This window comes from Sphingomonas carotinifaciens (assembly GCF_009789535.1).
GTDB lineage: Bacteria > Pseudomonadota > Alphaproteobacteria > Sphingomonadales > Sphingomonadaceae > Sphingomonas > Sphingomonas carotinifaciens.
The window spans coordinates 2,823,733-2,846,792 of sequence record NZ_WSUT01000005.1; the positions used below are offsets into that span (position 1 = coordinate 2,823,733).

Below are 23,060 nucleotides of genomic sequence, written 5' to 3' on the forward strand. Positions count from 1 at the left end.
GAAGGTGAGGGGCCGCCAAGCAGCGCAGCACTGCTGGTCTACCCCCACCCCCCCCCAACGGGAAGAGGAAGGCCGCTCAGCGCAAAGCGTTCGCGACCAGCTTGTGCAGCCGCGAGTGCAGCGCCTCGTTGCCCGCCAGATACTCGCCGCGTTCGATCGAGCGATCGGTGCCGCGAAAGTCGGTGACGAAGCCGCCGGCTTCCTTGACCAGCAGCATGCCCGCCGCCCCGTCCCACGGCTTCAGCCCGGATTCCCAGAACCCGTCATACCGGCCCGCCGCCACCCAGGCGAGGTCGAGCGCGGCCGAACCGAACCGGCGAATGCCCGCCACTTCCGGTGCCACCGCACCGAAAATGCGGCTCCATTCGACGAAGTCGCCATGCCCCAGGAACGGAATGCCGGTCGCGATCAGCGCTTCGGACATGTCGCGGCGCGACGACACACGCAGGCGTCCGCCCTGCAACCACGCACCACGGCCCTTTTCCGCCCAGAAGCTTTCGTCGGTCAGCGGCTGGTAGATCAGGCCCGTCGTCACCTCGCGCTTGCCATTCGCCAGCGGCTCCTCGACCGCGATCGAAATGCAGAAATGCGGGATGCCGTGCAGGAAGTTGGAGGTGCCATCCAGCGGATCGACGATGAAGCGCGGCTTGGTCGGGTCGCCCGCGATCTCGCCGCCCTCTTCCATCAGGAAACCCCAGTCGGGCCGCGACTTGCGCAATTCCTCGAAGATGGTTTCCTCGGCACGCTTGTCAGCCATCGACACGAAGTCGGCAGGCCCCTTGCGGCTGACCTGCAGGTGCTGGACCTCGTTGAAGTCGCGACGCAGCCGCGGCGCGGCCTTGCGCACCGCACGCTCCATGATGGTGAGAAGACCGGAATGGGAGGGCATGGCTCTGTTCTTTCTCTCCGTTCACGATGGCGCGAGCGGAGCCTGTTCTTGTCGCCCCGGCCGCGTCGATGCAGCCGGGGCGAAGGGGTTTGGATCAATCCGCGCGGCGGACGTAGGTCTGCTCGTACACGTCGACCACGATGCGTGTGCCGGCCGCGATGTGCGGCGGCACCATCACGCGCACGCCATTGTCGAGCATCGCGGGCTTGTAGGACGACGAGGCCGTCTGCCCCTTCACCACCGCGTCCGCCTCGACGATGGTCGCCTCGATCGTGTCGGGCAACTGCACGCTGATCGGCTCTTCGTCATAGAGTTCCATCACCACGTCCATGCCGTCCTGCAGGAACGCGGCGGCATCGCCCAGCAGATCGCGCGGCAGCGAGACCTGGTCGTAGGTGTCCTTGTCCATGAAGACCAGGCTATCGCCGTCGGCAAACAGGAACTGGAAGTCCTTGGTGTCGAGGCGGACGCGCTCCACCGTCTCGGCCGAGCGGAAGCGGACATTGTTCTTGCGGCCGTCGCGCAGGTTTTTCAACTCGACCTGCATATAGGCGCCACCCTTGCCGGGCTGCGTATGCTGGATCTTCACCGCGCGCCAGATGCCGCCTTCATACTCGATGATGTTGCCGGGACGAATGTCCACGCCGCTGATCTTCATGGGGTTCAACCTGCTGGAAAGAGCGAAGGGCGTCGCTACGCCCGGTGTCGCGCGATCTAGCGATTGGCGTCCGGTTCGGCAAGCAGCGGGTATGGGTTGACGTTCGCGCCCTGCCACCAGCGCTCGCCCGGCGCCATCCGCTTGATCTCGAAATGCAGGTGGGGTGCGCCGGGATCGGCATTGCCCGTCGCCCCGACAAAGCCGATCGCCTCGCCGCCGCGTACCACCTGCCCTTCGTGCAATCCCGGCCGATATCCTGCCAGATGCGCGTAATAATAGACGGTGCCGCCGTCGGCGCTGCGCTGGTAGATGGTGTGCCCGCCGTCATGGCTGTCGAACAGCTTCTCGATGGTGCCCGGCGCGGTCGCGAGCACCGGCGTTCCCCTCGCCGCCATAATGTCGATGGCATGATGTTCGCGCGATCCACCGGCCCGCGCCTCGCCCCAATTGTCGCGCAGTGCCGCTATGGAGGCACCGCGCACCGGCACGCGCAAGCCCTTCGCCGCCACCTCGACTGCCGGGGCCGAAACCCGCGGGGTCGGCACAGGCGCCGGAGACGGCCCGAACGATAGCATCGACGCAAAGGCGCCAGCCACGAGCAGGATCAGCGCCAGAATACCCCAACCGAGCCGCGTCACCGCATCACGTCCGGCACATCACGCCAGCGCGCATTCTCATCATCCGCAACGATGGCGCCCAGGCCCGACACGGCACATCCGGATCAGCGCGTCCCTGTGTCGCCGCTCGCCGCCACATGAAGAGCCGTTGTCGGACCATGATGCGGCTGCGTACCATCATCGGCACGCGATTGTGCCGGCGCCGGCCCGGTCGCGACGGCTACTATCGCGGCGGCGATACCACCCGCCATCGCCATACCCAGCTTCCGCATCACACGCTCCACACACACATCGCCCAGATCGATGGGAAAACGCGGCGCCTGCTGCTTGTTTCCGATCCGCAATGAGTTCCGCGGCTTATCTGGCGTCCAGCACCTCGGAAAAGGCACGCACTGCCGCAGCCTCGTCGCCGTTCCACACCGCGCCACAGGTCGCGATGAAGTCGACACCCGCCCGGATCAGCGGCGCGGCGTTGTCCGGGGTGATTCCCCCGATCGCCACCGCCGGCAATTCGAACACCGTCGACCACCAGGATAGCAGCACCGGTTCCGCCTGATGCTTCACGGCCTTGGTCGTAGTCGGATAGAAGCTGCCGAACGCGACATAATCCGCACCGCGCTCGCCCGCCTCCATCGCCAGATGGCGGCTGTCATGACAGGTCACGCCGATCTGCACCGACGGCCCCAACACGTCGCGCGCCTCGCGCGGGTCGCCGTCATCCTGCCCCAGATGCACGCCGTCCGCCCCGAGCCGCTTGGCTAGGCTGATCGAATCGTTGACGATAAAGGCGACCTCGCGATCGGCGCACAGCCGCTGCAACGGCTCGGCCAGCTTGGCCGCGACATGCTGGTCCATGTCCTTGACCCGGAACTGGAACGCCGCCACCGGCCCGGCGTCCAGCGCGCGCGCCAGCCGGTCGGGAAAGTCGCCCCCCACCTCCAGCGGCGAGATCAGGTAGAGCTGGCACGGCGGGCGCCGCACGTCGCGCGTGAACGCGGCGGCGAAATCGGGGTCGAGCGGGCCAAGCGGATCGTCTTCAAGCGTCATGCCCCGCTCCTAGTCGCGCAACCGGCGCGCAACAACTCCCCTCCCGCAAGCGGGAGGGGAAGATGGCTCATGCCTCGCCCTTGTAGATCGCGACCAGCTTGTCGAGCATCGCCACCGCATCGGCCCGCGGCCGCTGGAAGGTGTTGCGCCCGATGATCGAACCATTGCCGCCACCGGCCAGAATATCGCGGGCATCCTGATAGACCGCGTCCGCGCCCTTGGCCGCGCCGCCCGAGAACACCACGATCCGGCGCCCGGCAAAGCTCGCCTGCACCACATGGCGCACGCGGTCCGCCTGGTTGGACCAGTCGGTGCCCTCATACACCTTTTGCGCCTCCGGCTGCTCGATATGGGCGGAGGGCAGCTTCACCTTGATGATGTGCGCACCCAGCAGCGCCGCCATGTGCGCGGCATAGGCCCCGACGTCGAGCGCCAGCTCACCGTCCTTGGACAGCTTGCCGCCGCGCGGATAGCTCCAGATCACGGTGGCGAGGCCCGCCTCCTTGGCCTGTGCCGACAGGATGGCGATCTGGTCCATCGCATCGAAGATGCCGTCCGACCCGGGATAGATGGTGAAGCCGATCGCCGCGCAGCCCAGCCGCACCGCGTCCTCGACGCTACCCGTCACCGCCTGGTTGATCGAGGTGGCCCAGCTGTTGGAGCTGTTGATCTTCAGGATGGTCGGGATCTGCCCGGCAAAGGTTTCCGCCCCCGCCTCCAGCATGCCCAGCGGCGCGGCATAGGCCGACAGGCCGGCATCGATCGCCAGCTGGAAATGGTAATGCGGATCGTAGGCGTCGGGGTTGACCGCAAAGGAGCGCGCCGGCCCATGCTCGAACCCCTGATCGACCGGCAGGATGATCAGCTTGCCGGTGCCGCCCAGCCGTCCCTGCATCAGGATGCGGGCCAGATTGGCCTTCACCGCCGGATTGGTGCCTTCGTACTTGTCCAATATGGCCTTGACGATCGGGGTCATCGAACTCTCCTGAGGAAGGTGACGTGAAAGGATCGGGTTCAGAGCATCAGCCAGCGCCGCAGCGCCTGGTCCACCTGCTCCATCCGCGTGGGCGAGGCATGGCCCAGCACCTTGACGATGCGCCCGCGCGGCACCGACAGGATCTTGTCGCACTGCACCTCGCACTCGACGGTGAGGCCGGTATGCTCGCGCGGGGAGAAGGCGACGCGGAACAGCGCCTCGCCCCCCACCACGCTGGTCATCGGGCACAGGGTGATGGTGTTGTGCGTCTCGTTGTACAGGTCGGACTGGACGACCAGGAACGGGCGGTGATCGCCGCCCTCCTCGCCGGTGCCTGCCAGCACGATCGCGCCGTGGCTGATCTTCATGCCGCGTCCTCGGCCGCCATCGCGTTCCACAGCGCGAAATCCTCGGCCTTGTCCCGCCGCGACGCGCGCTCGGACTGACGGCGTGCCTCCCGGCGATACGCTTCGTCGTGCAGGTCGACATAGCGCCGCACCGCCTCGCGCGCGATGTCGCTCTTGCTGCGCCCCTGCGTGCGCGCAACGGCCGCCAGCCGTTCTTCCAGTTCCGTATCCAACCGGACGCCGAGCATCCATCACTCTCCGTTTAACGCGTTTAACCTACGCCGCTTGGCCGTGCATTGCAATGCACCATGACGAAAAACGCCGCGGCGGCCCGTAAGCCCCCGCGGCGTCCGAATGTCTAACCTTTTGAGGGTGTTCAGGCGCGAAGCGCGGCCACCCCCGGCAGTTCGCGGCCTTCCATCCATTCCAGGAACGCACCGCCCGCGGTCGAGACGAAGGTGAACTTGTCCCCCACGCCCGCCTGGTTCAGCGCGGCCACCGTATCCCCGCCGCCGGCGACGGAGACGAGGCTGCCATCCTGCGTCAGCGCCGCGGCGGTCTTGGCCAGGCTGACGGTGGCGGTGTCGAAGGGCGGCGTTTCGAACGCACCCAGCGGCCCGTTCCACACCAGCGTCCGGCAATTCTTCAGCACGTCGCCCAGCGCTTCCACCGCGTTCGGCCCCAGGTCGAGGATCATCTCGTCCGCGGCCACTTCATGGACGTTCACCGTCCGCGTCGCGGGGTTCGGCTTGAATTCGGTGGCGACCACCACGTCGTACGGCAGGTGGACGGTGCAGTTCGCCCGGTCCGCCGCCTCCAGAATCTCTTCGGCCGTATCGGTCAGGTCGTGTTCGCACAGCGACTTGCCCACGTCGACGCCGCGCGCCGCCAGAAAGGTATTGGCCATGCCGCCACCGATGATCAGGTGATCGACCTTGCCGACCAGATGCTTCAGCACCGCCAGTTTGGTCGAAACCTTGGCCCCGCCGACCACCGCCGCCACCGGATGCTCGGGCGCGCCCAGCGCCTTTTCCAGCGCGTCGAGTTCGGCCTCCATCGCGCGACCCGCATAGGCGGGCAACACCCGCGCCAGCCCCTCGGTCGAAGCATGCGCCCGGTGCGCGGCGGAAAAGGCATCGTTGACGTACAGGTCGCCGAGCTTTGCGAACCGCTCGACCACCGCCGGATCGTTCTTTTCCTCGCCGCCGAAGAAACGGGTGTTCTCCAGGATCGCGATGTCGCCCGGCTGCATCGTGGCCACCGCCGCCTCGTCTCCTTCCCAGTCGATGTAGCGCACTTCGCGCCCCAGCACTGCGCCATAGGGCCGCGCCAGCATCGCCAGCGACATCTCCGGGTTCGGCACGCCCTTGGGCCGGCCGAAATGCGCCAGGATCAACACGATCGCGCCCTTGTCCGCCAGTTCGGTGACGGTCGCGATCGTTGCGCGCAGCCGGGTGTCGTCGGTCACCTGTCCGTCCGCCATCGGCACGTTCAGGTCCTCGCGCACCAGCACGCGCCTGCCGTGGAGTTCGCCGATATCGTCGAGCGTCTTGAATGCCTTGGTCATGCTTCCTCGATCCTGATCTGATCGCCGACAGCGATCGTTCCGCCCTCGATCACGCGCGCCAGCGCGCCGCCGCGCCAGTCCGGGGTCAACGCCGCCTCCAGCCCGGGCGCCACCGCCTCCATCCGGATGCACGGATCGCATTCCACCGTGATTTCCAGCAGCACCGGGCCGATGCGCAACCGCGTCCCCGGCACCTGCGGCAGGTCGAAATCATCGACCAGCAGGTTCGCACGCCGCTCCTGCCAGGGCAGGTCGGTGCCCAGCTCGGCCATCGCCGCCAGCCAGTCGCGCCGCTCGATCAGCGACACCTGCCGCCGGCCGCGGCCGCCGGGCTTTACCTGGCCCCGCCAATCGCCCTCGACCCCGCCATCCAGCGTCACCGCCGCGCTGGTCAGCACCTCCATCGGTGCCTTGGGGCGGGCACGCCGTGCGATGCCTGCAAGCGTACCCGTCATGCCCGCCCCATCCTTCCAATCACGCTCGGCTCAGAGGAACTTCGCCATGGCGGTCGCGGTGTCGACCATGCGGTTGGAGAAGCCCCATTCATTGTCGTACCAGCTGACCACGCGCACCAGCTTGCCGTCGATCACCGCCGTCTCCAGGCTGTCGACGGTCGAGGATTGCGGCGAGTGCATCAGGTCGATCGAGACCAGCGGCTCGTCCGAGAAGACCAGCACACCCTTCAGCGGGCCCTCGTCCGCGGCGGCCTTCAGGATCGCGTTCACCTCGTCCTTGGTGGTGTCGCGCTTGGGCGTGAAGGTCAGGTCGACCAGGCTGACATCGGGCACCGGCACGCGGATCGCCGAGCCGTCCAGCTTGCCCTTCAGCTCGGGCAGGACCTCGCCGACCGCGCGGGCGGCACCCGTGGTGGTCGGGATCATCGACATCGCCGCGGCGCGCGCGCGGCGCAGGTCCGGGTGGATCTGGTCGAGGATCTTCTGGTCGTTGGTATAGGCATGCACCGTGGTCATCAGGCCGCGCTCGATGCCGATCGCATCGTTCAGCACCTTGGCCACCGGTGCCAGGCAGTTGGTGGTGCACGACGCGTTCGACACGATCGTGTGACCGGCCTCCAGCTTGTCATGGTTCACGCCGTACACGACGGTCAGGTCCACGCCCTTGCCGGGTGCCGAGATCAGCACCTTCTTGGCGCCGGCATCCAGATGCTTCTGGCACGATGCCTTGTCCGTGAAGAAGCCGGTGCACTCCAGCACCAGGTCGACGCCCAGTTCCTTGTGCGGCAGGTTGGCCGGATCGCGCTCGGCGGTCACGCGGATGTGCTTGCCGTCGATCACGATGTCGTTGCCCTCGGCATGGACCTCGCCCGGATACTTGCCGTGCACGCTGTCGCGGCTGAACAGCCAGGCGTTCGACTTGGCGTCTGCCAGGTCGTTGATCGCGACCAGCTCCAGTTCGCCTGCGCCACGCTCCAGAATGGCGCGGGCGACCAGACGACCGATGCGGCCGAAGCCGTTGATTGCAACCTTGACCGTCATGCCAGCAATCTCCTACAAATGTCTGTCAAATCACCGGGAGCACCCCGGCGATCATCACGCCCGCCCGTCACGGTACATCGCTGCACTGCACGCGCTTAAGCGTTCGGCACTGCCTTTCGGAGCCGCGCCGCCTGCTGTCAACCGTTGCGCGGCCTTCGCCGGCAACATGGGCGGTGCACTGCTTCCCGCTTGCCGCAACCCCGGCCGCCGCCTAAGTCCGGATCATGCCAGAGCCGACCGCACCGCCCGCCACCGCCGTGGACCGTATCGACGCCGCCATCGCGCGCATCGAATCCGCGATCGAGGCGCGGCTGGACAGTGCTGCTGCGCTGGCCGAGCGCCACGCCGCGCTCAAGGAGCGCATGGCGGAGGCGGTGCACGCGCTCGATGAGGTCATTGCGCGCGGGGCGCAGAACTGATGGCACAGGTCACGCTCAGCATCGGCGGCCGCCCGCACACCGTGCAATGCCGCGATGGCGAAGAGGCGCGGCTGCGCACGCTGGGGCAGGTTCTCGATCAGCGCTGGACCGCGGCGCTGCGCGCTGCCGGCGGCCAGCACGGCGAACGCGCGATGCTGTTCGTCGCCCTGATGCTCGCCGACGACCTCGAAGCCGTCGAGCGCCAGCCCCCGGCGGGCGCCGCGATCAGCGAGGCGACGCTCGATCGCATCGCCGATCGGCTGGAAAGTCTCGCCAATGCCCTTGAGCAAACCGGTCCGAGCGCCTAAGTCCGTGTCCGGCGGGTTCTGCCCGGTACGAGCCTCAATCATCCCTGAGGCTATTCATCATCCAAGGGGGCTGTCCCTGCCCGGGCCCTGGCCCGACGCACATGGTCCCCACCTGACGTACTGGGCGTCAGTGGATATTCCGGCAAACGGCCATGGCGGTCCCGCCACCCGCCTTTCATGACCGATAAACGCGCCCTGCGCGCCCGCATGCGGGCGGTTCGCGACGGGCATGATCGCGTCCGTGCCCTGCCCGTTCCCGCCGCCTTTCTGGCGATGCTGCAAGGTGCCCGCACGATCGCCAGCTACATGCCGGTCGGCGCGGAGGCCGATCCCGCGCCCTTCACCGACGCGGCGCGCAAGGCCGGGCTCGCCGTGGCGCTGCCCCATGTCATCGATCGCGCCACGCCGCTGCGTTTCCTCAACTGGGACGGCATCGCGCCGCTCGTCACCGGCCCCTTCGGCCTGCGCCAGCCCTTGCCCGCAGCACCGCCCGCCACGCCGGATATCATCCTCACTCCCCTCGTCGCCTTTGACGCGCGGGGCAACCGGCTGGGCCAAGGCGCCGGCCACTATGACCGCGCCTTCGCCGAATTTCCCGATGCCCGCCGCATCGGCATCGCCTGGAGCGTGCAACAGGTCGATGCCCTCGCGCCCGACGCCTGGGACATCCCGCTGCACGCGATCGCCACCGAACTCGATTGGATCGTCCCATGAACCCCAGTTGGCGCAAACCCGCAGGCATGCTCCTGATCCTCGCGATCATCGCCGCCTGGGCGATCCTGATCACCAGCCTGTCCGCCACGGTCGGCCGCTGGCACTGGACGCTGCAATTGGTGTTTTATCTCGTCACCGGCATCGTCTGGATCACACCGATGAAGCCGCTCCTTCGCTGGATGGAAGGCGGGCGGCGATAGATTCTGGTTCACGCGAAGACGCGAAGAATGCGCGTCTGCCGAACCCTCCCGCGACGTCCACGACCGGAAGACAAGCAACGATCGATGCTCGATCCATGAGCCTTCGGCTCGCGCGTCCCTATGCGTCTCCACGTCTCCACGTCTCCACGCGAACAAAATCTTCTTCGCGCCTTCGCGCCTTCGCGCGAACAAAAATCAACAGGCGCCCGACCAAAGCCGCACCTAAGTTTTCAACATCACCGGGGAGAATAAAATCCTCGCATCCCACGAGGCGGTGGATACGCCGTCCCATGAAAGGGATGGCGCGAGTGACGGGGCTCGAACCCGCGACCTCCGGCGTGACAGGCCGGCGCTCTAACCAACTGAGCTACACCCGCTAAGCGTCCGATGTCGCACAAGCGCGAGATCGTGCGATCCACAGGGATTTCGACATTCCTTGACCACCGCCCCGAGAAGGGGAAATGGCGCGAGTGACGGGGCTCGAACCCGCGACCTCCGGCGTGACAGGCCGGCGCTCTAACCAACTGAGCTACACCCGCTGAAAGCGTCGAGGCGCGCCAACTAGGCGAGCACCCGACGGGTGTCAACGCCTCTTTTTCACGGCTCTTTCGCGGCCGGCTTGCGGCGGTCCTGCTGCTGCTGGACCAGCGTGCCGTGCTCGAACAGGAAACCGGCGATATCGGGCTTGCCCGCCGCCTTGATGACGGTCTGGATGATGATGAGCAGCGGCACCGCCAGCAGCGCGCCGATCGTGCCCCACACCCATCCCCAGAAGCTCAGCGAGATCAGGATCAGGATCGGATTGATCGTCAGCCGGTGGCCCACCACGAACGGCGTGATCGCGTTCGCCTCCACCAGGTGCATGCCGTACATGATCGCCGGCGGCACCAGCGCGGTCCAGATGTCGCCAAAGGTCATCAGCCCGCCCAGCGCCAGCAGGATCGCGCCGATCACCGGCCCGAAATAGGGGATGTAGTTCAACAGCGCGACGATGCCGCCCCACATCAGCGGATAGGGCATGCCGTAGAGCGCCAGCACCCCGGCCACCGCCCCGCCCAGCGCCAGGTTGATGATCGTGATCGTCCCCAGATAGGCCGACACGTCGTCCACCACGTCCTGGATCACCCGCGCCGTCGCCATCGCCCCATCGAAGCTCGTCCGCCCGGTGATCGTCTGCTGGCGCATCCGCGTCCACCCCGACAGGAAGAAGAACACCACCAGCACCCCGAACAGGAACTGCACGATCACCGTCGGCGCCGACGTCGCCGCCAGTTCCAGAATGGAAGACGGCGGCGCCACCGCCGGGGTCGAGGGCGATCGCACCGGCGTCGACGCCACCTGCCGCAGCGCGCGGTTCACATAGCGTTCCAGGTTGGAATACAGGTCGAGCAGCGGCGCCAGATTGTCCTGGATGCGCCCCAGCCGGCTCGGCAGCAGCCGGAAGAAGTCGGTCGCCGGCACCACGATCGCGGCCAGCGCGACATTGGCGACGATCAGGAAGATCAGCACGCACAGGATCGACGCCAGCGGCGACGGCACCCGCCGCCGCTCCAGCCATTCCAGAACCGGCACCAGCGCCACCGCGATCACCAGTGCGGTGGTCAGCGGCAGGAAGAACTCCGCCCCTTCCTTCAACGCAAAGGGCAGCGCCAGCACCAGCCCCACCCCCGCGGTCAGGGTCAGCGCGGCGAGCAGCCGGTCGCGCCGCATCGCGATCCGCACCGCATCCTCCGCGTCGACGCCGCTCGGAACGCCCAGGATACTGTCCCCCATGGGAAGCGTCGGGGGCGGCGCGGCATCCGCCGGCTGATCGGGATCGGTGTCTTGCATGATATCTGGTCTAGCGCCTTTCCTGGTCCAAGTAATCCCGGCTAGCGTACCGCCGATGCGTGAATATCTTCTGGTCCTGGACGAGGGCACCACCTCCACCCGCGCGATGCTGTTCACCGCCGAGGGCCGCTGCGTCGCCAGCGAGGCGTCGGCCCTGACCCAGCATTATTCCCGACCCGGCTGGGTCGAGCACGACGCCGCCGAAATCTGGCGCCGCTCGCTCAACGTCACCGCCGCGATGGTCGCGCAGGCCGGCGGGGCGGACCGGATCGCCGCGATCGGCATCGCCAACCAGCGCGAAACCGTGGTGTTCTGGGACAAGGCGACCGGCGAGCCGCTCGCCCCCGCCATCGTCTGGCAGGATCGCCGCACCGCCGCCGAATGCCGCCAGTTGCGCGAGCATGGCCACGAACCGCTCGTCCAGGCGCGCTCCGGCCTGATCCTCGATCCCTATTTCTCCGCCTCCAAGATCGGCTGGGCGCTGCGTCACTGGCCGCAACTGGCCGAAGCCGGCAACCGGCTGGCGATCGGCACCGTGGAAAGCTGGCTGGTCTGGAAACTGACCGGTGGCCTCCACATCACCGACGCCAGCAACGCCAGCCGCACCGCGCTGATGAACACCGCCCCCGGCGGCGGCTGGGACGACGACCTGGCAGCGTTGTTCGACGTGCCGCTGTCCGCGCTGCCCGAGATCACCGACTGCGCCGGCCGCTTCGGCACCACCAGCGCCTTTGGCGGCGCCATCCCGATCACCGGGCTTGCCGGCGACCAGCAGGCCGCCACCATCGGCCAGTCCTGCCTCAAGCCCGGCGAGACCAAGGCGACCTTCGGCACCGGTGCCTTCATCCTGTCGGTCACCGGCACCCGCGCCTGCACCTCCGGCCATCGCCTGCTATCCACCATCGCGTGGCAGGTCGGCGGCATGCGCACCTATGCGCTGGAAGGATCGGTGTTCGTCGCCGGCAGCCTGATCCAGTGGCTGCGCGATTCGCTCAGCCTGATCCGCGACGCCGCCGAAACCGACGCGCTCGCCCGCAGCGTGCCGGACAGCGCCGGTGTCTATCTCGTTCCCGCGCTCAGCGGCCTCGGCGCCCCCTGGTGGGAGCCGGACGCGCGCGCCGCCATTTCCGGGCTCAGCTTCGCCTCGAACAAGGCGCATGTCGTGCGTGCCGCGCTGGAGGCGATGGCGCATCAGGCGCACGACCTTAAAACCGCCTTCGCCGCCGACGGTCAGGACTGGCGCCGCCTGCGCATCGACGGGGGCATGGTCGCCAATGACTGGATGGCGCAGGATCTGGCCGACATGCTCGCGCTGGAGGTCGAACGGCCGCACTTTGCGGAGACGACCGCGCTTGGCGCCGCAATGCTCGCCGGCGTTGGCATCGGCCTGTTCAGTTCACTGGAGGAGGCCGCGGCGATGCGCGGAGCCACCACCGCCTTCCGCCCCTCGCTGGACGCGTCGACCCGCGCCGCGCGTCTTTCCGGCTGGGCGGACGCCGTTCGCCGTGTCACCGGCGCCTAGCCGCTACCAGGCGCGCGGCACGCTGCCCGTGCGCTCGGCCACCGCATTCTCGATCGCCTGCAACTGCGCACGGCTCAGCACGCCCGCGTCCATCAGGTGGCGCATCAGTTCGTCGGTCAGCGCCGCCAGAAAATGCAGCTCCGCACGTTCCGAACCCTGGTCATCGCTCGCACCGTCCATCACCGATCTCCCTGAAGTCCGCCGCCCAAGGCTAACGCGCTTGTACGCCAACACAAACACACAAAGCGTTAAGCGATTACTTCCAACATCATGTTGAAGATCGGGTTCGGCCGCACGGCACGATAATGCGCTTGCGCCGCCGCAGATACGGCGCGATACACCCATTCAGATTAGAAAGCATGGTATGGCGCACGACGCCGCCGCCATCGACCAGGAGAGTGTTCGATGACCACCACCGCCTCCCCCATCCGCACCGAACGACATGACGACATCCTCGTCATCGTCTCCGACAACCCACCGGTGAACGCGCTGGGCGCCGCTGTCCGACAGGGGCTGGAGGCGGCGGTGAAGCAGGGTGTCGCCGATGCGTCGATCACCGCGATGGTGATCCGCTGCGACGGCCGCACCTTCTTTGCCGGCGCCGACATCACCGAATTCGGCAAGCCGATGCAGGCACCGCTGCTCCCCATGCTGGTCGACATGATCGAGGCGTCGGACAAGCCGATCGTCGCCGCGATCCACGGCACCGCTCTGGGCGGCGGGTGCGAGGTGGCGCTTGCCTGCCACTATCGCGTCGCCGCGCCCTCCGCCAAGCTCGGCACGCCCGAGGTGAAGCTGGGCCTGCTCCCCGGTGCCGGCGGCACGCAGCGCCTGCCCCGGGTCGCGGGCATTCCGCTGGCCCTGGAAATGACGGCCAAGGGCGATCCGGTTTCCGCGCGCACCGCGCTCGATGCCGGCCTGATCGACCGCATCGTCGGCGAGGACAGCCTGGCCGAAGACGCGCTCGCCTTCGCCCGGGAGATCAGGGCCAAGCGCCCCATTCCCCGCGCGTCGCAGCGTGCGCTTGCCCCCGACCCGGACGCCGTCGCCGCCTTCACCAAGGCCAATGCCCGCCGCTTCCGCGGTTTCGAGGCGCCGGCCGCCAACATCGCCTGCGTCGTCAAGGCCAGCGAGACCGGCTACCCGGAGGGCGTCGCGTTCGAGCGTTCCGAATTCATGCGCCTGATGACGGGCAACCAGTCCGCCGCGCAGCGCCATCTGTTCTTCGCCGAGCGACAGGCCGCCCGCATCGACGACGTGCCCGCCGAAACCGCGCTCCGCCCCGTGGATCATGTCGGCATCATCGGTGCCGGCACGATGGGCGGCGGCATCGCCATGAATTTCCTGTCCGCCGGCCTGCCCGTCACCATCGTGGAAACCAGTGCCGAGGCGCTCGACCGCGGCGTTGCCGTTATCCGCCGCAATTACGAGGCGACCGCGGCCAAGGGCCGGATGACGCCCGAACAGGTCGAACGCGCCATGGCGCTGCTGACCCCGACCCTCGAATTCGACGCGCTCGGCACCCCCGATCTCGTCATCGAGGCCGTCTATGAGAATATGGAGGTGAAGCAGGATATCTTCACCCGCCTCGATGCCATCGCCAAGCCCGGCGCGATCCTGGCGTCGAACACCTCCTATCTCGATATCGACGCCATCGCCGCCTGCACCGCCCGGCCGCAGGACGTGGTGGGCATGCATTTCTTCTCCCCCGCCAACGTCATGAAATTGCTGGAAGTGGTCCGGGGCGCAAAGACGGCGGGCGACGTCCTCGCCACCGTCATGGCGCTTGCCAAGAAGATCCGGAAGGTCGCGGTGGTCGCCGGCGTCACCTATGGCTTTATCGGCAACCGTATGCTGATACCGCGCCAGACCGAGGCCAACGCCCTCCTGCTCGAAGGCGCCAGCCCCGAACAGATCGACCGCGTCCATGTCGAATTCGGCATGCCGATGGGCCCGTTCCAGATGGCCGACCTCGCCGGCGTCGACATCGGCTGGCACCGCGATCCGGCCCGCATCGAAAGCGTCCGCGACCAGCTCGCCGTGGAAGGGCGCTGGGGCCAGAAGAAACAGGCCGGCTTCTACGATTATGACGAGAAGCGCACGCCCCGGTCCAGCCCGCGCGTCGCCGAGATCCTCGACGAATGGCGCCTGAAGACGCAAACCCCGCAACGCCAGATCAGCGACGAGGAAATCGTCGAGCGCACCCTCTACACCATGGTCAACGAGGGCGCACTGATCCTGGAGGAAGGCAAGGCGCAGCGCGCGTCCGACATCGATGTGGTGTGGATCTACGGCTATGGCTGGCCGGTCTATCGCGGGGGCCCGATGTTCTGGGCAAAGGCCGAGGGCTATGACAAGATCGTCGCCGGCCTCGACAAGCACGGCTTTCCCGTCGCGAACAGCTTGCGCCAGGGCAGCATCAAATGAGCGACCTCGCCACCTTTCGCGCCGAAACCCGCGCTTGGCTGGAGGAAAACTGCCCGCCCGAAATGCGCGAGCCGGTCCGCTCCGACGCGGACATCTGCTGGGGCGGCCGCCGTTTCCAGCCCTCCTCGCCGGCGCAGAAGGATTGGCTCGACCGCATGGCGGCGCGCGGCTGGACAGTGCCCGACTGGCCGCGCGCTTACGGCGGCGGCGGCCTGTCGCCGGCAGAGGCCAAGATCCTGCGGGAGGAGATGCGCACGCTTGGCGCCCGCTCCCCGCTTTATTCCTTCGGCATCTCGATGCTCGGCCCCGCGCTGCTCGAATACGGCACCGAGGAACAGAAGCTCGACCACCTGCCAAAGATCGCGCGCGGTGAAATCCGCTGGTGCCAGGGCTATTCCGAACCCAATGCCGGCTCCGACCTCGCCTCGCTCGCCACTTGGGCGGAGGATGCCGGCGATCATTATGTCGTCTCGGGGCAAAAGGTCTGGACGTCCTACGCCGACAAGGCCGACTGGATCTTCTGTCTCGTCCGCACCGCGAAGGAGAGCAAGCAGGGCGGGATCAGCTTCGTCCTGTTCGACATGGCATCCCCCGGCGTCTCGACCCGGCCGATCCTGCTGATCAGCGGCTATTCGCCCTTTTGCGAAACATTTTTCGATGGCGTGAAGGTCCCCAAGGCCAACCGCGTCCACCACGAGAACAAGGGTTGGGACGTCGCCAAATATCTGCTCGGCCATGAGCGCGAGATGATCTCGGGCATGGGGCTGGGCGCGCGCGGCGAGACCGCGCTGATCGACGGCGCGCTGAAGGCGATCGGCCGGGACGAAGCGGGTCGCCTTGCCGATCCGCTGCTCCGCGGCCAGATCGCACTGTTCGACATTCGCGCCCGCGCCTTTGCCGCCATGAGCGAGCGGTTCATGGACGAGCTGAAGGCCGGCCAGGCGCATCCGGCGCAACCATCGATGATGAAATATTACGGCACCGAGCTGAACAAGGCGCGCCACGAACTCGTCATGGCAGCAGGCGGATCGGCCGCGCTGGAATGGGAGAGCGAACGCTCGCACGGCGGCGCGAAGCCCCGCGCCTGGCTGCGCACCAAGGCCAATTCGATCGAGGGCGGCACCAGCGAGATCCAGCTCAACATCATCGCCAAGCGCATCCTCGACCTGCCCGGCGCCTGAGGAGTTTACCCCCATGCCCCTGTTCCTGAACGAAGAACAGTCGATGCTGCGCGACACCGCGCGCGACTTCATCGGCGATGCCGCGCCGCCGTCGCATCTGCGCGGCTTGCGCGATGCCAACGACCCGACCGGCTTCTCGCGCGACCTTTGGAAGCAGTTCGCCGAGCTGGGCTTTACCGGCATCCTCATTCCCGAGGCACAAGGTGGCCTCGGCCTCGGCCATGTCGAGGCGGGGGTGGTGCTGGAGGAGATCGGCCGCAACCTTTCTCCGTCCCCGTTCCTGTCCACCGCAGTAGCGGCCGTCGCCGCGTTGAGCGATACGCCTCATGCCGCAAACGTCTTTCCCGGCATCGTCTCGGGCGACACTGTCGCCGCGCTCGCCATCGACGAAGGGCCCAAGCATCGCGATCATATCGCCCTGCGCGCCGAACGCGCGGGCAATGGCTTTCGCCTGTCGGGTACCAAGCGCTTCGTCACGCACGGTCACATCGCCGACCTGATCCTCGTCGCCGCCCGCACCGCAGGCGCACCCGGCGAACAGGCGGGCCTCACCCTCTTCCTGCTCGATCGCGACCGTGCCGGTCTGTCCGCGGACGCCCACCGGCTCGCCGATGCCGGCCTTGCCGCCGATCTCGTCTTCGACGGCGTGGAGGTCGACGCCGATGCCGTCGTCGGAGAGGTCGATGCCGGCGCCGTCCCCCTCGCCCGCCTGCTCGCCGCCGGCCGTACCGGCGCCGCGGCGGAGCTGCTGGGCGTCGGCGCCGGCGCGATGGACCGCACGGTCGGCTATCTCAAGGAACGCCGCCAGTTCGGCCAACCGATCGGCAGCTTCCAGGCACTGCAACACCGCGCCGCGCACCTGTATAGCGAGATGGAGGTGGCGCGCGCCGCGGTGCTGAAGGCGCAGCAACTGCTCGACGCGGGCGATGCGGCAGCGGACGAAGCGGTGTCGGTCGCCAAGGCGATGTCCGGCCTCGCCGCCACGCTCGCCGTACAGGAGGGCATCCAGATGCACGGCGGCATCGGCATGACGGACGAATATGACATCGGCTTCTTCATGAAGCGCGCGCGCGTTCTCGCGGAGTTCTTCGGCGATGCCAATTATCATGCCGACCGGCTGGCCGTCGCATCGGGCTATTGACGTCTACGGAAAGCACGCCATCACGGTCGGTGATGGATGATACCACCGATCCCCGCCGCCTTGCGCAAGACCTAGTCGACCTGCTCGACGTCGAGGAACTGGATACCGACCTCTATCGCGGCCGTCGCCAGCCCGGCGGGGTCGGCCGCGTCTTTGGCGGACAGGTCATCGCGCAGGCCTTGCAGGCGGCACAGCGCGCCACCGACGCGCCCAAGGTCGCCCATTCGCTCCACGCCTATTTCATGCGGCCCGGCGACGAGGATTTCCCGATCATCTACCGCGTCGTCCGCGATTTCGAGGGGCGCAGCTTCGCCACCCGCCGGGTGATCGCCATGCAGCGCGGCCGGCCGATCCTCAACATGGCATGCTCGTTCCAGATGCCCGAGGACGGCCTGGTGCATCAGGACATGATGCCCGAGGTGCCGCCCCCGGAATCCCTGCGCAGCGAGGCGGAACTGCGCCGCGACACCGCCGACGCCATTCCCGAAAAGCTCCGCCGCCTGCTGCTGCGCGAACGCCCGATAGAGATGCGCCCGGTCTATCCGCACGACTGGATGTCGCCGGAAAAGCATGCCCCCAGACAGGCCATCTGGTTCCGCCTCGTCGCGCCCATCGACGCCGACGACGCGATGCACCGCGCGATCCTCGCCTATGCGTCGGACATGGCGCTGCTCGGCACCGCCATGCTGCCCCACGGTGTCCACTGGCTGACGCCCTCGATCCAGACCGCCAGCCTCGACCATGCGCTGTGGCTGCACGAGCCGTTCCGGGCCGACGAATGGCTGCTCTATGTCACTGACAGCCCCTGGGCTGGCCACGCACGCGGTTTCAACCGCGGCACCATCTTTGCCGCCGACGGTCGCCTCGTCGCCAGCGTCGCGCAGGAAGGCCTGATCCGTCAGCGCACCTGACGCGCCCCTTGCTCTGCCCACAATCCTTTGCTACCCGCCCCGCCACAACATCAAGAGTCGGGCCGACGCCCGGCACCAACCTGCTCCCGGGCAAGGTGGTGCCCCCATCCGCGGATGGGGGGATGTGGCCGACTGGCAAACCTCGGGCCCTTCCCATTGCGTCGTTCCGTCTCTGCAAGACAGGAACCCTACGCGTGCCCCACACTGCCCAGCAATTCGCGAGCGACAATTACGCCGGCATCTGTCCGGAGGCTTGGGATGCGATGGCGCAGGCGAACCGCGGCCATGCCCCCGCCTATGGCGACGATCCCTGGACGGATGCCGCTGCCGATGCGTTCCGTCGCCTGTTCGACACCGATTGCGAGGTCTTCTTCGCCTTCAACGGCACCGCCGCCAATTCGCTGGCGCTCGCCGCGCTCTGCCAGTCCTATCACAGCGTCATCTGCTCCTCGTCCGCCCATGTCGAAACCGACGAGTGCGGCGCGCCCGAATTCTTCTCCAACGGCTCCAAGCTGCTCGTCGCGCAGACCGCCGACGGCAAGCTGACGCCTCAGGCGGTGCGTGCGCTCGCCACCAGCCGCTCCGACATCCACTTTCCCAAGACGCGCGCCGTCACCATCACCCAGCCGACCGAGACCGGCCAGGTCTACACCATCGCCGAGATCGAGGCGCTGTCCGCCACCTGCCGCGAATTGGGCCTGCGCCTTCACATGGACGGCGCCCGCTTCGCCAACGCCTGCGCCACGCTCGGTTGCTCGCCCGCGGCGATGACATGGCAGGCCGGGGTCGACGTGCTGTGCTTCGGCGGCACCAAGAACGGCATGGGCGTGGGCGAGGCGATCCTGTTCTTCGATCGCGCGCTGGCGCAGGATTTCGATTATCGCTGCAAGCAGGCGGGCCAGCTTGCGTCCAAGATGCGCTTCCTCGCCGCCCCCTGGGTCGGCCTGCTCGACAGCGGTGCCTGGGTCCGCAATGCCGCCCACGCCAATGCCTGCGCGCAGCGCGTGGCACAGCGGGTTGCCGACCTGCCCGGCATCGGGCTGATGTTCCCGGTGGAGGCGAACGCGGTGTTCCTCCAGGCGCCCGAATCCGTGCTCGCGGGCCTGCGGGAGCGGGGATGGCGCTTCTACACCTTTATCGGCGGCGGCGCCCGGTTCATGTTCGCCTGGGATGCCGATCCGGACCGGGTGGAGGCGCTGATCGCCGACATTCGCGCCGCCGCCCTGGCGGAGGACCTCGTTCCCGCTTGATCTCAGCGGGTGGCGAACGCCGCCGTGTCCGCCAGCATCGCGCGCGCCGCATGGGTCGCGGCGCGCGTGTCGTTGGCCAGTTTCTTCACCTCGCCGGCGACGATGCCGAAGCCGCGCCCGGCGTCACCGGCCCGCGCCGCCTCGATCGTCGCGTTCAGGGCCAGCATGTTGGTCTGGCTGGCGATGCCAGCGATGCTGTCCACCACGCGGGTCAGCTCGTCCAGCACATGCTCCACGTCCGCGCGGCGCGCATCCGCCTCGCCCCGGAACCGCTGGCTCTCGTCCAGCCGCGCCGCCACCTCCTGCTCCAGCTTGACCTGTGCGGAGATATCGGTGGCGAACTTCACCACCTTCCACGGCTGACGGTCCGCATCCAGGATCGGGGTGTAGGTCGCCTGGATCCAGATCGGCCGGCCGTCCGCGCCGCGCCGCTGGAACCGGCCGGACGCGAAATGCCCCTTGCCCAGCGCCTGCCAGAAATCATGATATTCCAGCGAGGCGCCATAGCCGCTGTCGCAGAACAGGCGGTGATGCTGCCCCACCAGTTGTTCGACGCCATATCCGAACAGGTCGGAGAAGATCGCGTTGGCGTGCAGAATGCGGCCGGTCAGGTCGAACTCGATCACCGCCTGCGACCGGTCGATGGCGCTCAACATGCCCTCGGCCGCGGCGGCGGCGCGGCGCTGCCCGGTCACGTCGGTGGCGATCTTCAGCACCTTTTGCGGCACCCCTGCGGCGTCGCAGATCGGGTTGTACGTCGCCTCCACCCACAAGGCGCGACCGTCCCGCCCCAGCCGGCGATGCTGCCCGGCCTGAAAGCACCCCTTTGCCAGCGCGCGCCAGAATGCGTCATATTCGGGGGAGGCGGCGAAATCGGGCGGACAGAACAGCCGGTGATGCTGGCCGACGATCTCGGCCAGCCGATACCCCGTCGCCTTCAGGAAATTGGCGTTCGCCCATGCCACACGGCCATCCAGCTCGAACTCCACCAGCAACTGCGACCGATCGATCGCCGTCCACAAGGCGCCTTCCCGCAATGCGCTGCTGGTAATCTCGTCGGAAAGCCGTTGTGCCATGGTCCCCGTCTGCACCGGATACCGCTAAGCCAATCTTAACCCGGCAACTATTCCACCAAACATGGATCGATGTCGGACCATGCCGGTGCCGTGCTCACGCCCCCGCGCGCGTCGCGAAATGCCACGCCGCCGCCGCCAGCATCGGCAGGCGTGCCACCGTCTGCTCGGCCTGCGCGCTCGATGCGTTGCCATCGATCATCCGCCGCTTGATCCCCTGCACGATGCCCACCAGCCGGAACAGGTTATAGGCAAAATACCAGTCGAGCTGCGGCACCCCGTCCCGCCCCGTCGCCGCGCAGTAGCGCGCCACCGCCTCCTCCATCGTCGGAATGCCTGTCTGCGCGCCCGTCATCCCGGCGATCCCCGCCCGCCCGTCCGGCGGCGTCTGCCAGTTCATCAACAGGTAGGAGAAGTCGGCCAGCGGATCGCCCAGCGTCGACAATTCCCAATCCAGCACCGCCCGCACCTCCGCCCCGTCGGGCGCGAAGATCAGGTTGTCGATCCGGTAGTCGCCGTGCACGATCGACACCCCCGTCTGCGGCGGCAGGGTGCGCGGCAACCAGTCGATCAGCCGGTCCACCGCCTCGATCCGATCGGTTTCCGCCGCGCGGTATTGCTTGGTCCAGCGCGCGACCTGGCGTTCGAAATAATTGCCCGCCCGGCCATAATCGCCAAGGCCCACCGCCGCCGGATCGATCCGGTGCAGCGCAGCCAGCGTATCGATCATCGCCTCGTAATGCGCCCGGCGCGCCTCGGCCGCCATGCCGGGCAGCGCGCCGTCCCACAAGGTCCGCCCCTCGACCAGCGCCATCACGTAGAAGGGCGCGCCGATCACTGCCCCGTCCTCGCACAGCCCCAGCGGTTGCGGCACCGGAAAGCCGGTCGGATGCAGCGCCGCGATCACCCGGTATTCGCGGTCGACCGCATGTGCGGACGGCAGGATCGGCCCGAACGGCTTGCGGCGCAGCACATAGGCGCCGCCCGGCGTATCCAGCCGATAGGTCGGGTTGGACTGCCCGCCCGAAAACTTGGCATAGGACAAGGGGCCGGCATAGCCCGGAACGTGGCCCGCCATCCACGCCTCCAGCCGGTCCAGGTCCAGCCGGTCGCGCTCGCCCACCGCCGCCGTGGCGTTCACCGCGGCGCCTCGTACTTGCCCAGTTCGGCCTTGGCGATGGCACGCGCATGCACCTCGTCCGGCCCGTCCGCGAAGCGCAGCGTGCGCACCGCCGCCCAGTCATGCGCCAATGAAAAGTCGCTGGAGACACCCGCTCCGCCATGCGCCTGGATGGCATCGTCCAGGATCTGCAGCGCCATGGTCGGCGCCTGCACCTTGATCATCGCGATCTCCAGCTGCGCCGCCTTGTTGCCCGCCTTGTCCATTACGTCCGCCGCCTTCAGGCAGAGCAGCCGGGTCATCTCGATGTCGATCCGCGCCCGCGCGATCCGCTGCTCCCACACACTGTGGTCGGCGATCCGCTTGCCGAACGCGACGCGGTTCAGCAGTCGCCTCGCCATCGCCTCGATCCCTGCCTCCGCCACGCCGATCGTGCGCATGCAGTGATGGATGCGCCCCGGCCCCAGCCGCCCCTGCGCGATCTCGAACCCCCGCCCCTCGCCCAGCAGCATGTCGGCGGCCGGGATGCGCACATTCTCCAGCACCACCTCGCCATGCCCGTGCGGCGCATGGTCATAGCCATAGACGGACAGCATCCGCTCGATCCGCACGCCGGGCGCGTTCATGTCCAGGATCATCATCGATTGCTGCTGGTGGCGCGGGCCGTCGGTCCCGGTCTTGCCCATCACGATCGCCACCTTGCAGCGCGGATCGCCCACCCCGCTTGACCACCATTTGCGTCCGTTGACGACATAATCGTCGCCGTCGCGCACGATCCGCGTCTCGATATTGGTCGCGTCGGACGATGCCACCGCCGGCTCGGTCATCAGAAAGGCGGAGCGGATCGCCCCGTCCATCAGCGGCCTCAGCCACCGGTCCTTCTGCGCGCGCGTGCCGTATCGGTGGAACACCTCCATATTGCCCGTGTCCGGCGCCGAGCAGTTGAAACATTCGGGCGCCCAGCCGATCCGCCCCATTTCCTCCGCGCACAGCGCATATTGCAAGTTGGTGAGTTGCTCGCCTTCGAAGGTGAAGCTGTCGTCCACCGGCGCGCGCCCCGACCCCGGCGGCATGAACAGGTTCCACAGGCCTTCCGCCCGCGCCAGCGCCTTCACCTCCTCGATGACGGGCAGGATCTTCCACCGCTCGCCGTCATGCGCCTGCGCATCGTAGAGCGGCTGGCGCGGGCGGATCTCACGATCGATAAAGTCACGGACGCGGTCGCGCATACGTGTCTCGCGGTCGGTCAGGGTGAAATCCACCGTCGCTCTCCTGTTCGCTGTTTGGCGAACTTCTATGCCATACCCGATATTCGGTAAAGTGGCGAAGCCGTACCGGACAAAGCCCGGTTCCGCGCCCAAACCCCA

26 protein-coding genes, 2 tRNA genes and 1 riboswitch are annotated in these 23,060 nt (G+C 67.7%); of the genes, 11 read left to right on the top strand and 17 right to left on the bottom strand.

Annotated elements, in window-relative coordinates:
• Positions 1–76 precede the first annotated feature (76 nt).
• The 3 genes from GQR91_RS15125 to GQR91_RS15135 all read right to left on the bottom strand — a co-directional run bounded on the left by GQR91_RS15125 (position 77) and on the right by GQR91_RS15135 (position 2,185).
• Positions 77–889 carry an inositol monophosphatase family protein gene (locus GQR91_RS15125; RefSeq protein ID WP_112382799.1) on the bottom strand — a complete coding sequence of 271 codons (813 nt, stop codon included), beginning with the start codon at positions 887–889 and terminating at the stop codon, positions 77–79.
• A 94-nt stretch (positions 890–983) separates the two neighbouring features.
• A complete protein-coding gene (efp, locus tag GQR91_RS15130) occupies positions 984–1,547 on the bottom strand; it encodes an elongation factor P (protein WP_112382798.1) in 564 nt (187 codons plus the stop codon).
• Positions 1,548–1,603: 56 nt separating this feature from the next.
• Positions 1,604–2,185: a M23 family metallopeptidase gene (locus tag GQR91_RS15135; RefSeq protein WP_235904146.1), complete on the bottom strand. Its 582-nt coding sequence runs from the start codon at positions 2,183–2,185 to the stop codon at positions 1,604–1,606.
• A gap of 137 nt (positions 2,186–2,322) precedes the next feature.
• Between GQR91_RS15135 and GQR91_RS15140 the strand changes: the two genes are divergently transcribed.
• Positions 2,323–2,511, top strand: a complete 189-nt coding sequence (locus GQR91_RS15140; protein ID WP_149683278.1) for a hypothetical protein — start codon at positions 2,323–2,325, stop codon at positions 2,509–2,511.
• Positions 2,512–2,521: 10 nt separating this feature from the next.
• On the opposite strand, the gene thiE is transcribed toward GQR91_RS15140, so the two are convergent.
• The 7 genes from thiE to gap all read right to left on the bottom strand — a co-directional run bounded on the left by thiE (position 2,522) and on the right by gap (position 7,597).
• Complete coding sequence (thiE, locus tag GQR91_RS15145) at positions 2,522–3,211, bottom strand: thiamine phosphate synthase (protein ID WP_149683279.1); 690 nt, start codon at positions 3,209–3,211, stop codon at positions 2,522–2,524.
• A gap of 67 nt (positions 3,212–3,278) precedes the next feature.
• Positions 3,279–4,187, bottom strand: coding sequence for a class I fructose-bisphosphate aldolase (locus GQR91_RS15150; protein WP_149683280.1), 909 nt, complete (start codon positions 4,185–4,187; stop codon positions 3,279–3,281).
• Between the two features lie 38 nt (positions 4,188–4,225).
• Complete coding sequence (locus GQR91_RS15155; protein ID WP_112382795.1) at positions 4,226–4,555, bottom strand: type II toxin-antitoxin system PemK/MazF family toxin; 330 nt, start codon at positions 4,553–4,555, stop codon at positions 4,226–4,228.
• Positions 4,552–4,782, bottom strand: coding sequence for a ribbon-helix-helix protein, CopG family (locus GQR91_RS15160; RefSeq protein WP_112382794.1), 231 nt, complete (start codon positions 4,780–4,782; stop codon positions 4,552–4,554). The genes GQR91_RS15155 and GQR91_RS15160 overlap by 4 nt, the downstream gene beginning before the upstream one ends.
• A gap of 128 nt (positions 4,783–4,910) precedes the next feature.
• Positions 4,911–6,101 (bottom strand): phosphoglycerate kinase, encoded by a 1,191-nt coding sequence (locus GQR91_RS15165; protein ID WP_149683281.1) that lies wholly within the window; start codon positions 6,099–6,101, stop codon positions 4,911–4,913.
• Positions 6,098–6,556, bottom strand: coding sequence for an MOSC domain-containing protein (locus tag GQR91_RS15170; protein WP_112382792.1), 459 nt, complete (start codon positions 6,554–6,556; stop codon positions 6,098–6,100). Before GQR91_RS15170 ends, GQR91_RS15165 begins: the two co-directional genes overlap by 4 nt.
• Before the next feature lie 30 nt (positions 6,557–6,586).
• Complete coding sequence (gene gap, locus GQR91_RS15175; protein WP_149683282.1) at positions 6,587–7,597, bottom strand: type I glyceraldehyde-3-phosphate dehydrogenase; 1,011 nt, start codon at positions 7,595–7,597, stop codon at positions 6,587–6,589.
• A gap of 224 nt (positions 7,598–7,821) precedes the next feature.
• Here gap and GQR91_RS15180 point away from each other — a divergent pair, with 224 nt between their 5' ends.
• From GQR91_RS15180 to GQR91_RS15195, 4 genes are all read left to right on the top strand, one after another.
• Complete coding sequence (locus tag GQR91_RS15180; protein ID WP_112382790.1) at positions 7,822–8,016, top strand: hypothetical protein; 195 nt, start codon at positions 7,822–7,824, stop codon at positions 8,014–8,016.
• The gene (locus GQR91_RS15185) at positions 8,016–8,324 is read left to right on the top strand and encodes a cell division protein ZapA (protein ID WP_112382789.1); all 309 of its coding nucleotides are present in this window, start codon (positions 8,016–8,018) and stop codon (positions 8,322–8,324) included. The genes GQR91_RS15180 and GQR91_RS15185 overlap by 1 nt, the downstream gene beginning before the upstream one ends.
• Positions 8,325–8,501: 177 nt before the next feature.
• Positions 8,502–9,038 (top strand): 5-formyltetrahydrofolate cyclo-ligase, encoded by a 537-nt coding sequence (locus GQR91_RS15190; RefSeq protein ID WP_149683283.1) that lies wholly within the window; start codon positions 8,502–8,504, stop codon positions 9,036–9,038.
• Positions 9,035–9,238 (top strand): DUF2842 domain-containing protein, encoded by a 204-nt coding sequence (locus GQR91_RS15195; protein ID WP_149683284.1) that lies wholly within the window; start codon positions 9,035–9,037, stop codon positions 9,236–9,238. Before GQR91_RS15190 ends, GQR91_RS15195 begins: the two co-directional genes overlap by 4 nt.
• 300 nt (positions 9,239–9,538) lie before the next feature.
• On the opposite strand, the gene GQR91_RS15200 is transcribed toward GQR91_RS15195, so the two are convergent.
• From GQR91_RS15200 to GQR91_RS15210, 3 genes are all read right to left on the bottom strand, one after another.
• A tRNA-Asp gene (locus GQR91_RS15200) sits at positions 9,539–9,615 on the bottom strand.
• 85 nt (positions 9,616–9,700) lie between these two features.
• Positions 9,701–9,777 (bottom strand) — tRNA-Asp (locus GQR91_RS15205).
• A 58-nt stretch (positions 9,778–9,835) separates the two neighbouring features.
• Positions 9,836–11,011 (bottom strand): AI-2E family transporter, encoded by a 1,176-nt coding sequence (locus GQR91_RS15210; RefSeq protein WP_235904150.1) that lies wholly within the window; start codon positions 11,009–11,011, stop codon positions 9,836–9,838.
• Positions 11,012–11,123: 112 nt separating this feature from the next.
• On the opposite strand from GQR91_RS15210, the gene GQR91_RS15215 reads away from it, so the two are divergent.
• Entirely contained in the window at positions 11,124–12,590 is a 1,467-nt protein-coding gene (locus GQR91_RS15215; protein ID WP_149683286.1) for an FGGY family carbohydrate kinase, read from the top strand.
• A gap of 3 nt (positions 12,591–12,593) precedes the next feature.
• Here GQR91_RS15215 and GQR91_RS19165 read toward each other — a convergent pair whose 3' ends face one another.
• The gene (locus tag GQR91_RS19165) at positions 12,594–12,770 is read right to left on the bottom strand and encodes a hypothetical protein (protein WP_162844001.1); all 177 of its coding nucleotides are present in this window, start codon (positions 12,768–12,770) and stop codon (positions 12,594–12,596) included.
• Between the two features lie 225 nt (positions 12,771–12,995).
• Here GQR91_RS19165 and GQR91_RS15220 point away from each other — a divergent pair, with 225 nt between their 5' ends.
• The 5 genes from GQR91_RS15220 (at position 12,996) to GQR91_RS15240 (ending at position 19,500) form a co-directional block, all read left to right on the top strand.
• Positions 12,996–15,017 (top strand): 3-hydroxyacyl-CoA dehydrogenase NAD-binding domain-containing protein, encoded by a 2,022-nt coding sequence (locus tag GQR91_RS15220; protein ID WP_149683287.1) that lies wholly within the window; start codon positions 12,996–12,998, stop codon positions 15,015–15,017.
• On the top strand, positions 15,014–16,198 hold the full coding sequence (locus GQR91_RS15225; RefSeq protein ID WP_149683288.1) for an acyl-CoA dehydrogenase family protein: 1,185 nt from the start codon (positions 15,014–15,016) through the stop codon (positions 16,196–16,198). The genes GQR91_RS15220 and GQR91_RS15225 overlap by 4 nt, the downstream gene beginning before the upstream one ends.
• A 13-nt stretch (positions 16,199–16,211) precedes the next feature.
• Positions 16,212–17,339 (top strand): acyl-CoA dehydrogenase family protein, encoded by a 1,128-nt coding sequence (locus GQR91_RS15230; protein WP_149683289.1) that lies wholly within the window; start codon positions 16,212–16,214, stop codon positions 17,337–17,339.
• Positions 17,340–17,371: 32 nt separating this feature from the next.
• Positions 17,372–18,250: an acyl-CoA thioesterase gene (locus GQR91_RS15235; RefSeq protein WP_112382781.1), complete on the top strand. Its 879-nt coding sequence runs from the start codon at positions 17,372–17,374 to the stop codon at positions 18,248–18,250.
• Positions 18,251–18,292: 42 nt separating this feature from the next.
• Positions 18,293–18,403: riboswitch (SAM-I-IV-variant riboswitch) on the top strand.
• Between the two features lie 41 nt (positions 18,404–18,444).
• A complete protein-coding gene (locus GQR91_RS15240; RefSeq protein WP_205411615.1) occupies positions 18,445–19,500 on the top strand; it encodes a threonine aldolase family protein in 1,056 nt (351 codons plus the stop codon).
• Between the two features lie 2 nt (positions 19,501–19,502).
• Here the strand turns inward: GQR91_RS15240 and GQR91_RS19905 are convergent, their stop codons facing one another.
• The 3 genes from GQR91_RS19905 to GQR91_RS15255 form a co-directional block, all read right to left on the bottom strand.
• A complete protein-coding gene (locus tag GQR91_RS19905) occupies positions 19,503–20,576 on the bottom strand; it encodes a methyl-accepting chemotaxis protein (RefSeq protein ID WP_112382779.1) in 1,074 nt (357 codons plus the stop codon).
• Between the two features lie 94 nt (positions 20,577–20,670).
• A complete protein-coding gene (locus tag GQR91_RS15250; protein ID WP_149683318.1) occupies positions 20,671–21,651 on the bottom strand; it encodes a phosphotransferase family protein in 981 nt (326 codons plus the stop codon).
• Positions 21,652–21,710: 59 nt separating this feature from the next.
• Positions 21,711–22,955 (bottom strand): acyl-CoA dehydrogenase family protein, encoded by a 1,245-nt coding sequence (locus GQR91_RS15255; RefSeq protein ID WP_149683290.1) that lies wholly within the window; start codon positions 22,953–22,955, stop codon positions 21,711–21,713.
• Between the last annotated feature and the right edge of the window lie 105 nt (positions 22,956–23,060).